Source organism: Criblamydia sequanensis CRIB-18, from assembly GCF_000750955.1.
Taxonomy (GTDB): Bacteria; Chlamydiota; Chlamydiia; order Chlamydiales; family Criblamydiaceae; genus Criblamydia; species Criblamydia sequanensis.
Genome location: NZ_CCEJ010000005.1, coordinates 186439 through 200921, shown reverse-complemented (window position 1 = coordinate 200921; position 14483 = coordinate 186439). Strand labels below are relative to the sequence as shown.

Below are 14483 nucleotides of genomic sequence, written 5' to 3'. Positions count from 1 at the left end.
AGATTATGAAGCAACACATGCTTTTCAAAGTGTTTATTGCAATGACGTTAGCTGCCCTGGCGGGAGCTTTTGCCGGAACCGAAAAAACTCTTTTTTCAGTCCCCCTTGTCGATATTTTCGGATTGATTGGTCAATTGTTTCTTAATGCACTTACCCTGGTTGTGGTCCCGCTCGTTGCAGCTTCCATAATAACCGGAACTGCAAGAATGAGCAGTGAACATTCATTCGGCTCGCTTGGGATAAAAACCTTTTCGCTTTTTATTGGCACCGTCATTTTGGCCGTTCTTATCGGCTGGTTTTTTGTAACCCTTTTAGCGCCCGGCGAGGGGCATACGATGGTTTTAAAAGAAGCTTTCCAAAACCCGGCTGTTTCTTTAAATTTAGAAAAACAGGATGCCTTTACAAAAATTTCACAGATCTTTCTAAAATTAATCCCGTCAAACATTCTGGCGGTGGCCTCCCAAGGCCAAATGCTCGGGCTTATTTTCTTCAGCCTCCTTTTCGGCTTTTTTATCCCGAAAATTGAAAAAGGTCCAAGCGATGTGCTCTTAGGTTTTTGGAAAGGCTTATTTCAAGTAATGATGTGCATGACCCATCTTGTCATGCAAGCCTTGCCAATCGGGGTTTTCGGTTTATTTGCTAAAGTTGTAGCTACAACAGGTTTGGACTCTATTAAGCCGATCGGCTTTTTCTTTTTAACCGTCCTAATTTCTCTTGCGATCTATGCGCTTATTGCACTTCCCCTCCTGCTTAAGTTTTTAGGCGGCGTCAACCCGATTCGTCATTTTAAAGCGATGGGTCCGGCGCTTTTGACAGCTTTTTCGACAAGCTCGTCAGCCGCTTCCTTGCCGATCTCGATTGAATGCGTGGAAAGAAGGGCCGGTGTTTCAAATAGGATAACGAGCTTCACCCTGCCACTTGCAACGACCCTGAACTTATCCGGCACAGCGCTTTACGTTTGCGTCGCAACTTTTTTTATCTGCCAGGCCTACGGTATCGAATTAAGCGTCAGTCTCCAAGCTATTATCATCCTGATGTCTATTCTAACCTCCTTTGGCATGGCCGGGATTCCTTCTGCAAGTATCGTTGCGATCGTTATGATCCTGCATACAGCCGGCTTGCCGGGCGATGGCGTCGCTTTAATCTTAGCTGTTGAAAGGATATTAGACATGTTTAGAACCGTTGTAAACGTTCTTGGAAATACTTGCTGCGCTGTGATTATTGCTAAAACCGAAGGAGAGGGCCATGTCCTCGCCCACGGATAAGTCAATAAGGACAGTTGTAGTTGGCATGTCGGGGGGGGTGGACTCGGCGGTTTCCGCACTCCTTCTAAAAGAGCAGGGCTATCATGTGATAGGCCTTTATATGCGCAATTGGGAAGAGTCTGATGAAAACGGGGTTTGCAAGTCTAAGGAAGACTATGACGATGTCGTTCGTGTCTCAGAGACTATTGGCATCCCTTACTATAGTGTGAATTTCACAAAAGAGTATCAGGACAATGTTTTTGCTCAATTTTTAAAAGACTATGAATCGGGATTAACGCCTAACCCCGATATCCTTTGCAACCGCGAAATCAAATTCAAGGTGCTTTTTGAAAAAGCTTTAAGTCTCGGAGCCGATTTCTTAGCGACCGGCCACTACTGCGACATAAGTGAAAGCAATGGCGAGTTTTTCCTTCTTAAAGGGGAAGACTCAAGTAAAGATCAGAGCTATTTTCTCCATGCCATTGATGGGAAAGTTCTTTCCAAGGTTCTTTTTCCTCTCGGTAAGATGTCAAAAAAAGAGGTCCGCCGGATCGCAGAAGAAAAGGGTCTTGCCAATGCCAAAAAGAAAGACTCCACCGGGATCTGTTTTATCGGAAAGAGAAAATTTAGAGAGTTTTTGAGCCAGTATCTAGCGATTAAAAAAGGAAATGTTGAAACCTTATCCGGTAAGGTTTTAGGACAGCATCAAGGCATTGCTTATTATACCTTGGGCCAAAGACAGGGCCTTGGAATTGGCGGAGAAGGCGATGCTTGGTTTGTTGTCGGAAAAGATGTAACAAGGAATGTCCTTATTGTCGATCAGGGGAATGACTCAAGAGCTCTTTATGCAGACGAGCTTTTTGCAAAAGAAGCCACTTGGATTAAAGGTGAAGAGCCGGAATTTCCCTTAAAGGCATCAAGCAAAATCCGCTATCGCCAAAGTGATGAAGCTTGTGAAGTCGTAAAGTTGATGGATGGAACCTTGCACATAAAGTTTTCAAGGCCTCAAAGAGCTATAACACCCGGCCAATCCATCGTATTTTATGAGGGCAATAAATGCCTTGGAGGAGCTCAAATTATCGGTTCTTCCCCAAATTATTACGAGATGGGAAAATCCCTTCCTGATACTATCTCCTTTAAAAAAGCGGTTTAGTGAAGTCTTAAGATAAAAGCGTTAAAGATGTGGAAATCGAAGACTTCCTTTACTTAAATTTTTTCATAAAGCTTCTTTAAGAATCTTAAAAACTGAAAGGCTATAAAGAAAACTCATCACATCAACCGGAGTCTTTTTAAATGAAAATAGGAATACCCAAAGAAATCAAACAAGGCGAAGCAAGAGTCGGAGCTACCCCTTCGATGGTGCGGGAATTGACGGATATGGGAGCGCAAGTATTTGTTGAGAATAATGCCGGACAGCTTATCGGTTTTACAAATCAACTCTATGAAGAAATGGGAGCTAAGATTCTTTTTTCGGCAGAAGCGATATATAAAGAAGCCGATATGATCATCAAAGTTAAAGAACCTCAAAGCCAAGAAATCTCCCTTTTAAGAGAAGGGCAAATTCTTTTTTGCTACCTTCATTTAGCTCCGGATAGAGAATTAACAGAAGCTCTTTTGAAAAAGAAGATCATTGGCATTGCCTATGAAACTGTAACCGACGCCCAAGGAAGACTTCCTCTTTTAGAACCGATGAGCGCGATAGCCGGAAGAATCTCTATACAGATGGGCGGAACTGCTCTGCAGGTAAATAATGGAGGAAAAGGGATCCTTCTTGGCGGTGTTCCAGGCGTGCCCGGCGCAAACGTTGTCATTTTAGGAGGTGGGACAGCCGGGTTTGAAGCAGCCCGAATGGCAAAAGGGGTGGGCGCTTCTGTCTCTATTATCGAAAAGCAGCCTGAAAGATTAAAATGGCTCGATGCTTTTTTTAAAGGTGAGGTTAAAACTATTTTTTCAACCGCCTCTTCCATTGAGGATAGCTTAAAAGATGCCGATCTTGTCATAGGAGCTGTCTTGATTCAAGGAAAAAAAGCACCAAAACTTGTGACTCGAAAGATGCTGCAGTTAATGGAAAAAGGATCTTGCATTGTTGATATTTCAATTGATCAAGGGGGGTGTTTTGAAACTTCAAGGCCTACAACGCATGAAAAACCAACTTACATCGAAGAGGGTATTATTCATTATTGTGTGACAAACATGCCGGGTGCTGCTGCAAAAACCGCTACTTATGCGCTCACAATGGTAACCATCCCTTTTGTTAAAACAATTGTCAATCTCGGACTTAATGATGCTTTTAAAAACCCTCATTTGTTAAATGGCTTAAATGTTTGCTATGGAGACGTATGTTATGAGGGGGTAGCTCATGATTTAGGCTACCCTTACACGCCCGCTGAAAAATTTATCGGAAAATTATGAGACTGATTGTCGGTATAGATTTAGGCACAACAAACACTACCTTGTCTCTTGTCGATAGTGAATCGGCAAAGAAAGAGATTAAACCTTTTTTAATTCCCCAGCTTTCAAAAACCGGGGAATTAAAAAAGCTTACTGCCCTTCCTTCTTGCTGCTATCTTGCAAGTTCTTTTGAGATGGCCCCTAAAGAAATTGACCTCGACAGACCTATGTCTTACTGCATTGGGGAAAAAGCTGTTGCCCTTGGCAGTGAAAGACCCGACAGGCTGATTGCCTCTTCTAAAAGCTGGCTTTGCTATGGCGGAGCTCATCGGGAAGAAGCTTTTTTACCTCTTGGGCTAAATGACGGTTCTTTAAAAATAAGCCCGCTTGTTGCCACAACAAGGATTCTAGAACATATTGTGTGGGCTTGGAAAAAAGAAGTCTCTAAGGGAAACATTTCTTTAGAATTGCCTGAGCTTGAAACGATCATCACGATCCCTGCCTCTTTTGGAGAGGAGGCAAGAAGGCTTACCGAACAAGCAGCTACCCTTGCCGGCTTAAAAAATATCACTCTTTTAGAGGAGCCGCAGGCCGCTTTTTATTCCTGGCTGCAAGACAATAAAAAAAATTGGAAAGAGATTTTAGGGGAAAATTCCTTAAACCTTATCGTTGACTGTGGAGGGGGAACTACCGACTTCAGTTTGATTGAATGCGGAGAAGAAGGTCTTACTAGGATTGCAGTTGGAGAACATTTACTTCTTGGCGGCGATAACATGGACCTTTGCTTGGCAACCTTTCTTGAAGAAAATGGGAATTTTCTAAAAGCAATAGATAGCTTTCTCTTTCAAAAATTAGTTCGAAAAGTGAAAGAGATAAAAGAAGAATTTATGGGATTAGACCCCAAAGAAGAATATTCGCTATTGCTTCAGGGAAGCTCATCTTCAGTCATTGCCAATACGATAAAAATTACATTAAACACCAAAGAAGCTCTCTTATTATTACAAAATGGCTTTTTTAAATATGTCCCTTTGGAATCTATTGATGTAAAATCAAAAAGCCGGCAAGGATTAAAAACTTTTGGTTTACCTTATGAAGAAAATCCAAACCTTTTATTTCATTTAGGGAGTTTTCTAAAAACCAAGCTGCCATCCGATAAATTCCCCGCAAACATCCTATTTAACGGCGGCGTTTTTAAAAGCGCTTTGACAAGGAATTGGGTCATGGAAGCTATAAGAGCATGGTACCCTGACCAATCGATAAAAATGCTTGAAAATAGAAATTATGATCAAGCGTGCTCCAAAGGGGCTTGCTCTTTTTCTCTTTCCAAAAAAGGAGAAGGTGTCCAAATAAGGGCCGGCTTGCCGAAATCCTACTATTTGGTATTGCAACAAGGGAAGGAAAAAAAAGCATTAACCCTATTTAGCCGGGGATGCTCTTTAAATGAGAGATTTTCTTTTAGCGAACCCTTCAAAGTAAAGCCTAATGAACCCGTAAGTTTTACTTTATTATCTTCTTCTATAAGGCCTATTGATACTCAGGGGACTTTTGTAGACATTGATGAAGAAAGTTTTACGAAAGTATCGGATGTCAGGACTTTTATCCGGTACGGTAAAGGAGCAGTTTTGTCTCAACCTATCTCTGTTAAATTATCAGCGCATCTAACCGCTCTTCAAACTTTAGATCTTTGTCTAGATTCCGAAAAAACCCCGCATTCCTGGAAACTGGAATTTTTTTTAGACGCCCCAACAAAAATTCAATCGCACTACGGTCGCTCTGAAACCGAAGGGACTTTTGAAGAAAAAGAAATCGAGGAGGCGGCTCAAAAATTAAGAAAAGGCTTTATTGAAAAACCTTTTAAAGAAAACGTTTTAGAAGATATTGAGACCCTTTTACAAAAAAAGAAAGGGGAGTTTCCAACAGCCCTCTTCAGGAATTTTGCAGGCGAGCTTCTAGCCCTTTATGAAGAGAAATCCGTTGTTTCGGAGAGTAAATGGTGGAACTTATTCGGCTACTTCATGCGCCCCGGCATCGGCTACCCGATGGATGATCAAAAAATAAATTCTTTTTGGAAAATTTATTTAAAGAGGTTTAAAGAGAAGAAAAGCGATGACGTTTTCTTGCAAGAGCTAATCGCTTTAAGAAGGCTTTCTCTTGGCTTGAATAAAGGCCAGCAACATCAAATATCCATTCCGCTTCTTGCCAGGCTTTTGGATAAAGAGGGTGCCATTGTCACCAAAAATCAAAATAGCTATGTGATTGCAGAACTTGCAAGAACCCTTTCTTCTTTTGAACTTTTAGAGCCGAAGGTGAAAATTAAGTTAGGGAGAGCTCTTTTTAAATATATGGATGAAAATAAGAAAAGAGACAGCGCTTCTCTTTACGCCATTGGACGTCTTGGATCAAGAAAACTTTTAAGTCTTTCCATTGAAAATCTCATTCCCAAAGAAGAAGCTTCAGAATGGGTCAAAAAATTATTAACTTTAGAGTCCGATAGAACGGAATATTATTCGGCGCTAATGCAAATTTCTCAAAGAGGCATTCGGGAATTTGATATTGATAATGACCTATATCAAAAGACATCGGAATACTTAAAAACAAAAGCTCCAAAAGAGCTTCTACCCGTCTCTTTAGACCTCGAACTTCTTGGGGATTCCATTCCTTATGGGTTGGCGCTTTAAGCCTTGAGGGACCAAATCTCTTCTTTGGAGCTGAAAAGAAGATTTCGTATTTTCTTCGCGAAATCCAAACCCGTGGGAGTTTAGTTTTGGAGAGTAAAGCTTGGTTGATGCCGCTCGAAAAAGGGGTTTGTCTCAATAGATCGAGATAAAAACCCGAATTGCATAATGCAAATCGGGTTAGTAGATTTATTATCTGAATTTAAAAGTCAGTCCGAAATTAGTGCTATGGGAATGTGTTCTATAGTGCATAGGCGGATGATAAACGACTCTTTGCGGCGGGTAATAAACATTATAAACAGGTGCCGGGACAAGAACCGGAACTCTTTGAGGTGGATAAGGGTGTGTATAATAAACTTCCTGAACCATAACAGGTTGAACGGGTTGTACCACTACCGGCTCTTCTCTTACGTGTCCGTAAGATTGGAAAAAAGAAAGGCTTGGTTGAACTTTGATTTTTAGAGCTTCCGCTTGCCAAGGAGCAAAAAAAGCAAGGGCTCCAAAACCAGTAAGAAAAGTTTTTAAAATGAGTTGTTTCATAGTTTTGCCTTGGATTAGTTTTTGTCTTATATTTTAATTTAGTAATATTAATATCAGATTAATTGGTTTAAATAATTAACTATGCTAGTTTATTAGTTTATATGTTTTTATGAAATTTCAACAACAGATTTGACTCAGTTTAATAGAAATAGTAGGATTAAAAAAGATTCACTGTTATACCGAAGGTATCTCAAAAGTTGGAATTTTAACAAAGCCGATGACTCGAATTTAAATCAGGTTTGCCGGCGGCGAAGCAGCGCCTGCCTAAAGGCCAAGTGCGATGCAGCCCGATTTAAAGGCCAGGATACCGGCAAAGCTAAAAACCAACTTTTGAAATGCCTTCGGTATACCTTCAAAATAGCCAATTATAAAAATTTTTATATATCATGAGTCTGCCTGAGATCTTAAAACCCTTTAAGGAAGAAGCCAAAAAATTATTGGCTCTAAGTCCGCCAAAAGATGCGGAATTTGCGCAAGGGGCTTATCAAGTCGAAATTTTAGATCCGCCTACAGGGCAGCTCATTTGGACGTTTTTGCAAGTAGACGACCTTGGCTTTCTTCACGATAGCTTTTGTCCGATATGCGATAGTGAGGAGGAAAAATGCGTCCATATCGCAGCCTCTTATCTATGGATTATAGGTAGAAGCGGAGAGCCTTTGCACATGCTCTACCTCCATAGTTTTTGGAGAGCTCTTTTTCAGCTTGCCGAAGATTGCTTTCACGAAGACCCCGATCTTTTTATAATCTCTCCAAAAAATGAACTTAAAGCAAAGAACGAATCTTCGAGTTGTCGATTTTACTTTCAACCTCTATCGGATGAAGGGAAAAAACTCATTGAAGAGGTTTTTAAAAATAGGGCTTCTCTCCAAGAAGGATCTTTAAGCTATTTGTCGCTTACAGAAGAGGAGAGACTCTTATGGCAAGAAGGAAAAATTAATGAAAAGCAGCGGTTTGAGTTTTCTTTTTGGAATGATTTTGGAAAGCGTTGTTTTCTTGAGCAAATAGAAAATAATAAATATGAAGTTTTATTTGTAGAAAGACAAAATGAGCTTCCCCACCAGATCGAGGCAATTTTTCAGAGTTTTCGTTTCCGTTTTGAATTCCCGATGGAAAAGCTATCTTCTATCATTCCCTCATTAAAAACAGTGAGCGCTTCGCTACAAGTTTTTATTGAGGAAGAAGAGGAGCGTCTTATCCATGCGTGGTATGACGAAAAAGAAGGGGTTCTTCATTTGCCCTATAAGGCAAAAGAAGAAAATAAAATCGGCAAAAATGAATCCTTTGTTATAGGCGATTTTGCCTACATCCCAAATGTTGGTTTTTTCCCAAGGTCTTTTAAGTCTGAAAACAAAGACAAGAGAATTCATGGAGAATCTATCGGTCAATTTCTAGATGAATATCTTTTTAAACTGGGTAAGGAATTTGGCGGTTTTCCCCTAGATAAGAAGCCTGTTCATCTAAAATATGATCTTAAATTTGATGATAAGTGGAACTTAGATTTAGAGCCTTATCTTTTTGAAATGAAAGATTTATTGCTTCCTTTTTCACAATTATTTGGGGATTGGGCTTTTATTCAAACAAAAGGCTTTTTTAAGCTGGATAAAAAAAGTTTAGAAAAGCTTCCTAAAAAGGTCCCTGAAGAGGAAATAAGCGCTTTTATCACAAAATATAAATCCTTCTTGAATGAGATGCCGGGTTTTCATATTTTTGTGAGCTCACTTGAGGAGATGCTGGCATATTCTGTGGATAAAAGCGGCAGGCTTACTTTCGGAGCAAAACTTCATTTTCATGCCGGGACTTTGAAAACAAAAGAATTTGGCAATTACCTTTACATTGAAGGTCAAGGGTTTTATCAGAAAAAACCGCAGACAGCGCCTCTTTCTATTAGGCCGGGTCTTTCCTTAGCAAAAGAGCAAGTGCCTTTATTTATTAAAGAAAGACGGGAAGAATTAAAGTTGATACCCCATTTCTTCACACAATTTCCGCCCATAATTAAATCGTGGATGGAATTAAAAATTGAAACCCCGGAGACCCTTGAGCTAAAACCCCATTTTGAACTTGCAAAAGATCTCACCTGGCAACAGGTGATTCTGTATGATGATGTAGTCTATGTTAGGGACAAAGGGTTTTATGAACTTCCACCCCACCTACGGCTTCCGGAAAGCTATAAGCAAGACCTCAAAATCCCAAAAGAAAAGGTGCTCTCTTTTCTTCAAAACGAACTGGCGGGATTAAAAAGAGTCATTCCCTATTACGATGATAGAATAAAAAAACCAAGTCTCATTAAAGCTTTCATAAAACAAATCACTAAAGAGGGCAGTCAATACGGTCTTTCAATCTATTATCAAACCGAATATGGAGAAGTTGCCTTAAGAGAAATTCTAGAAGCTCTTTTTCAAAAAAAGGACTTTATTTTTTCAAATGCCGGTTTAATTAATTTAAAGGAAATCAATTACAGGTGGCTTAAATCACTTAAGAAAAAGCAAATCGATCCTAAAAAGAATCGAATTTTACTATCTCCTCTCGACTTCTATAAAGTGGATGCATTTCTTGATTTAGAGCTTAAAGTCGATCCTAAAGATTTAAAAAAATCGCAAGAAATTTTAGATGAGTTAAGAAGCTTCAGGCCTCATCTTATGCCCAACCTGTCAGAGCTGAAAAGCCAGCTTAGACCTTATCAGGAAACAGGTGTCTTTTGGCTTTTCTTTCTTTATCTCCATGGACTCTCAGGGCTTCTTTGCGATGATATGGGCCTTGGAAAAACGCACCAATCGATGGGCTTGATTTCAGCTATTTTTAGTTTAAATAATGAAAATTCGAAGCCAAAGCCCAAAATTCTAATTGTATGCCCAACTTCTGTAATGTATCACTGGCGTGAAAAATTAAATGAATTCATGCCGTTAATAAAAGTCTTTTCCTATCATGGCCAGAAAAGGGCTTTAAAAGATTTTGAAGGCCATGACATTTTTTTAACAACCTACGGGATATTAAGGAGCGATGCTAAGGAAATTTCCAAGATAGCCTTCGATCTTTTAATTTGCGATGAGATTCAAATTGCCAAAAATTCGATTTCACGGGTCCACCAAGCTCTCATTTCTATTAATGCGTTTATGCGGGTTGGGTTAACCGGCACTCCTATTGAAAATAATCTATCTGAGCTAAGGGCGCTTTTTGAAATTGTGCTCCCAGGCTATATGCCGCCTGAAAAAGAGTATAAGGAATATTTCCAGAAAGCCATCGAGAAAGAGAATGATGACAATCGAAAAAAAACCTTAAGACGCCTTATCCATCCGTTTGTTTTAAGAAGAATCAAGAAAGAAGTTTTAGAGGATCTGCCTGAGAAAACAGAAGAAGTATCCCATTGTGATTTAACAGACAAGCAGCTTGTCTTATATAACGAAGTTTTAAGTAAATCAAGAGAGAAAATTCTCCATGAAATCGATAATTACTCAAAGCCTGTTCCTTTGGTTCATATTTTTGCCCTTTTGACTCATCTTAAGCAAATTTGCGACCACCCGGCTGTTTTTCTAAAGAAGCCGTTTCTTTACAATGAATTTGAATCGGGTAAATGGAATCTGTTTATTGAGCTTTTATCCGAGGCTTTAGAAAGCGGTCAGAAAGTGGTCGTCTTTTCGCAGTACCTAGCCATGCTTGATATTATGGAGCTTTATTTGCAGGAAAAAGGCATTGGGTTTGCTTCTCTTCGAGGCGCGACTTTACAAAGAGGAAGAGAAGTCAGCCGATTTAATAAGGATCCTGAGTGCAAAGTTTTCTTAGCTTCGCTTCTTGCAGGAGGGCTTGGAATTGATCTAACAGCCGGTTCCATTGTAATTCACTATGACAGATGGTGGAACGCTGCTAAAGAAAATCAAGCGACAGACAGGGTGCATCGTTATGGTCAAACAAGGGGGGTTCAAGTTTTTAAGCTTGTTACTAAAAACACCTTCGAAGAAAGGATCGATGCGATCATAAAGAAAAAAGCGGCACTTCTTAGCGAAGTCATCATTCAAGAAGACTTCAGGTTTATGAAAGAATTCGACCGATCCGATCTTAAAGCTCTCCTTGAGTTCGCTTCTATCGACCCTTAGGCCTCTTCTGCTTTTATGGCATCCTTTTCGCCAATGGCCCATTTCGAGGATAGGTATCGTCTTCCAAAAATAAGAAAACTAAAAAAGCTATGGAAGAAAAAAATAGCCCAAGCTTCTTTCACGCCCCCATCGGAAACCATAAGGGCATAGTATAGGGGTAAAAGGTAGGCAACTAAAATGAGTAAACTTTCCACTTTTAAAATAAAGCGGGTGTCTTTTGCGGCGGTTAGATGTCCTGTTAAAATTTTACTAAAGCCATTCACCAAAAAGAAAAGAAGAAAATAGAGAAATGAGCTGCTTGCTTTCTCAATAAATTGAGGGTTTTTCATAAAGGCAAGATCTGCAATAAAAAAGGTTTCCAACACGCTTGAAAAAAAGAAAAAGAGGAAGGAAGCAAGAAAAGTAAAAAAGATTGTATGTAATATAAAAGCAGACTTAAGCATTTTAAAAATGGGCTTACTTTCTTGTCCTCCGATTAGATTGGAAGATATAGCAGTCACAGCTTTTGAAAGGCCTTCCGGCAGAAACATCACTAAAAAATATAGGCTTTGAAGCAAGGAGGCGATGGATAGTTCTATTTCGCCTGTATAACTAATCATTTTCATAAAAAGGAAATGAGCATTCACTTCAATAGCTACGCCAAGACCTGCCGGCAACCCGACTTTGAATGATTCTTTAAATAACCTGAAATCCCAAGAGGGTTTTAAAGTATGATAAAGCCTTCTATTTTTGTTGGATAAAAAAATAGCGAAGAGAAGAAAAGTGGCTAAAGATTCCGCAATTCCTGTTGCTAAAACAGCGCCTTTAATTCCAAGTTCCGGAAAATAAAATTTGCCGTAGATTAAAATTAAATCGAGAAAGATGTTTAAGGCATTGGCAAGGACAATGCAGATAGTTACAATTTTTACCTTTCCGGTTCCTGTGAAAAATCCGCATAGCGCGGCATTCAAACAGAAAATCGGCGAGAAAAAAAGAAGCCAGCTAAAGTAAAGTGTTTCTTCTGACTTAATCCTAGAGTCTTTGAAATACACTTCAGGAAAGATGCTCCCCAAAAGTACAAAGATCGGGATTGTCATTAGAGAAAAGAAAATCATTTGCCAGACGGGTTTGCCGCACTCTCTCAACTTATTTTTGCCATGGAATCTTCCTACAAATACTTGAGAGATGCCAGCCAAGGACAGGGGAAGTATAAGAAGGCTATAGGCAGCAGTCCCAGAGGTAGTTGCGGCATTTAAAGTATCAATAGAATAATGGGATAATAGAATCCTATCGGAAAAATGCATTAAGCTTGCAGAAAATAGGCTTAATATCAGGGGCCAGGAAAGGGCCCAAATTTCACGCAGGCTGCCCAAGGGATAGCGGGTTAATTGATAACTATGCGGCATAGTCTTATAAACGATCCTTTTTTATTATCGCATACTGCCACAAGTCTCGTTTTAAGAAAATTTTTAACCCGTTTTGCAAACAAAATAATAATTATTTTTTCAATCGGGGTATCAATCTTTTTAGTTCATTACCAACCCCCGCGCTTTAATAAGGTCAGGATCCTGAAAACAGCATCCTTTGCTTCTTCTGCCGTTCTTTATGCAAGCTTGCTTTATCTTAAGGTTTAAGATTGGGTTGGTAGTTCTTTGATATTTTCTAAAAAGAGGAACCGTTAAAGAAATCAATAAATTTTAATTTAAATTTCTGAAAAATTCACACTAATATCTTTTTTGTTTATAAAAATAAGAATTTAAAAAATTCTTATTAGAAGATAAGTAAATTCAAAAAAAATATATAAAAAATGAAAGATTGTAATTACAAACAACTTTCCGTCGAGCTTTATTTATAAAAAAATATGAAATCTAAGGTCAGGCCCTGGCCTTGACAGTCATGGGTTTGCAGATTAAACTGATTAACCTATTTTGTGGTTAATGGCTAATCAAGGCCATCTTCATCTTCGAAAGCTTGAAGTTGTTCAAGCCTGTCTTCCTGTTCATCGAGCGTCTCTGCCATCTTTTCTCTTTGATAGACGCTTTCCGGTAAAGGGGTTAATCGATTTTCAGCTTTTTTCTTTCGGCTCTCTTTAGCCTTATCCTTAGTATGGATACGGATTGGAAGGCCTGTAAACGCAAAAGACTTTCTAAACTGATTATAAAGATACTTTCTATAAGTATCCGAGAGAAGGGAGGCATAATTTACAAACAAGATGAACTTAGGCGGATTGACATCGACTTGGGTCATATAGTAAATGCGAAGCCTTTTTCCTTGGATCATAGGAGGGTGGTTAAGCTGCATGGCTCGAACAAGGAAAGCATTGAGTTGGTGGGTTGTGATCCTTTTTTTGCCCTCTTCCACAATAAGATCGATAAGAGGGAAAATTTCATCCACATTTCTTCCGGTTTTTGCAGAAGTGAAAACCTTGGGGCAATGTTTTAAGAAGGGGACTTCCTCTTCAATGCCTTGAAGGCAATGTTCCATTCTAAAGCCTTTAATTAAGTCCCATTTATTAATTAAAAGAATACAGCCTTTGCCGGCATCCTCTATAGATTTGGAAATTTTTTTATCATGAAGGGTAATCCCTTCAACGGCGTCAATCATTAAGATGCAAATATCGGAGCGTTCAATGGCTTCTTGAGTTCTAATGGCCGCAAATTTATCAACGACATCATGTTCTGCTTTTTTTCTTCGAATACCAGCGGTGTCGATAAAGATATAAGGTTTTTCGTTATGAATTAGAGTAACATCGATGCTGTCTCTTGTAGTTCCGGGAATCGGACTTACAATGCAGCGGTCATCTTGAAGCAAGTAGTTAACAAGGGAGGATTTTCCAACGTTCGGCCTTCCTACGACAGCGACTTTGGGATAATTATTTTCCTCTCCTTTTTTCTCATCAAGCCCGGAAAGCGCGGCTTCAAGAAGCTCTGCAATATTCCAGTTTTGTGTGGCCGAGACGGGGATGATCTTAGTTAAACCCAAAGAATGGAATTGGTGAATAAGATGGCTCTTCGAGATATCATCAATTTTGTTGACGGCTAAGACTACTTTTTTTTGTTTTTTAAGAAGCAGCCTGGCAAGCTCCTCATCAAGTAGGGTAACCCCGGCTTTCCCATCGACTACAAGAATCAAAGTGTCTGCTTCTTCAATAGCAAGTTCCGCTTGCTTTTTGACCTCTTCATTAAAGGGGGCTTTTGATCTAGGATCAATTCCTCCCGTATCGACGGCGATAAAGGATTTTCCGAAAAAATCGCAAAGAGTATAGATACGATCTCTTGTCACCCCTTCTGCTTCATCAACAATAGCGACTCGTTTTTTAGCGATAGCATTAAAAAGGGCGGATTTTCCAACGTTCGGTCTGCCGACTAGGGCAAGTTTTAAATATGAGGTCATGGATGGCTTTAAATTTAAACTAAATGATACCTAAGAATAGTACCAAATAACGTCTTTTTGAAGGAGATTAATTTTAAAAAACAAAAAGGAATAATTTTAAAACAATTTTTATATTTGTTATTAAAACTTAAGTAGCGGTAGCGAATGCAACAAGGGATAGTTTGAGAAAGGCC

General features: G+C 39.3%; 8 protein-coding genes. 5 read left to right on the top strand and 3 right to left on the bottom strand.

The window, feature by feature from the left end:
* The first annotated feature begins 5 nt into the window (after positions 1–5).
* The 4 genes from CSEC_RS06770 to CSEC_RS06755 all read left to right on the top strand — a co-directional run bounded on the left by CSEC_RS06770 (position 6) and on the right by CSEC_RS06755 (position 6313).
* Positions 6–1265: a dicarboxylate/amino acid:cation symporter gene (locus tag CSEC_RS06770; RefSeq protein ID WP_041017684.1), complete on the top strand. Its 1260-nt coding sequence runs from the start codon at positions 6–8 to the stop codon at positions 1263–1265.
* A complete protein-coding gene (gene mnmA, locus CSEC_RS06765; RefSeq protein ID WP_041017683.1) occupies positions 1246–2397 on the top strand; it encodes a tRNA 2-thiouridine(34) synthase MnmA in 1152 nt (383 codons plus the stop codon). The genes CSEC_RS06770 and mnmA overlap by 20 nt, the downstream gene beginning before the upstream one ends.
* 140 nt (positions 2398–2537) lie before the next feature.
* Positions 2538–3656 (top strand): alanine dehydrogenase, encoded by a 1119-nt coding sequence (ald, locus tag CSEC_RS06760; RefSeq protein ID WP_041017682.1) that lies wholly within the window; start codon positions 2538–2540, stop codon positions 3654–3656.
* Entirely contained in the window at positions 3653–6313 is a 2661-nt protein-coding gene (locus CSEC_RS06755; protein ID WP_041017681.1) for a hsp70 family protein, read from the top strand. Before ald ends, CSEC_RS06755 begins: the two co-directional genes overlap by 4 nt.
* 189 nt (positions 6314–6502) lie before the next feature.
* On the opposite strand, the gene CSEC_RS06750 is transcribed toward CSEC_RS06755, so the two are convergent.
* On the bottom strand, positions 6503–6850 hold the full coding sequence (locus CSEC_RS06750; RefSeq protein WP_041017680.1) for a hypothetical protein: 348 nt from the start codon (positions 6848–6850) through the stop codon (positions 6503–6505).
* 386 nt (positions 6851–7236) lie between these two features.
* On the opposite strand from CSEC_RS06750, the gene CSEC_RS06745 reads away from it, so the two are divergent.
* A complete protein-coding gene (locus CSEC_RS06745; RefSeq protein ID WP_053331860.1) occupies positions 7237–10938 on the top strand; it encodes a DEAD/DEAH box helicase in 3702 nt (1233 codons plus the stop codon).
* Here CSEC_RS06745 and CSEC_RS06740 read toward each other — a convergent pair.
* On the bottom strand, positions 10935–12323 hold the full coding sequence (locus CSEC_RS06740) for an MATE family efflux transporter (RefSeq protein WP_041017678.1): 1389 nt from the start codon (positions 12321–12323) through the stop codon (positions 10935–10937). The two genes, CSEC_RS06745 and CSEC_RS06740, sit on opposite strands and share 4 nt — an antisense overlap.
* Before the next feature lie 535 nt (positions 12324–12858).
* Positions 12859–14310, bottom strand: coding sequence for a ribosome biogenesis GTPase Der (der, locus tag CSEC_RS06735; RefSeq protein ID WP_041017677.1), 1452 nt, complete (start codon positions 14308–14310; stop codon positions 12859–12861).
* Positions 14311–14483 lie beyond the last annotated feature (173 nt).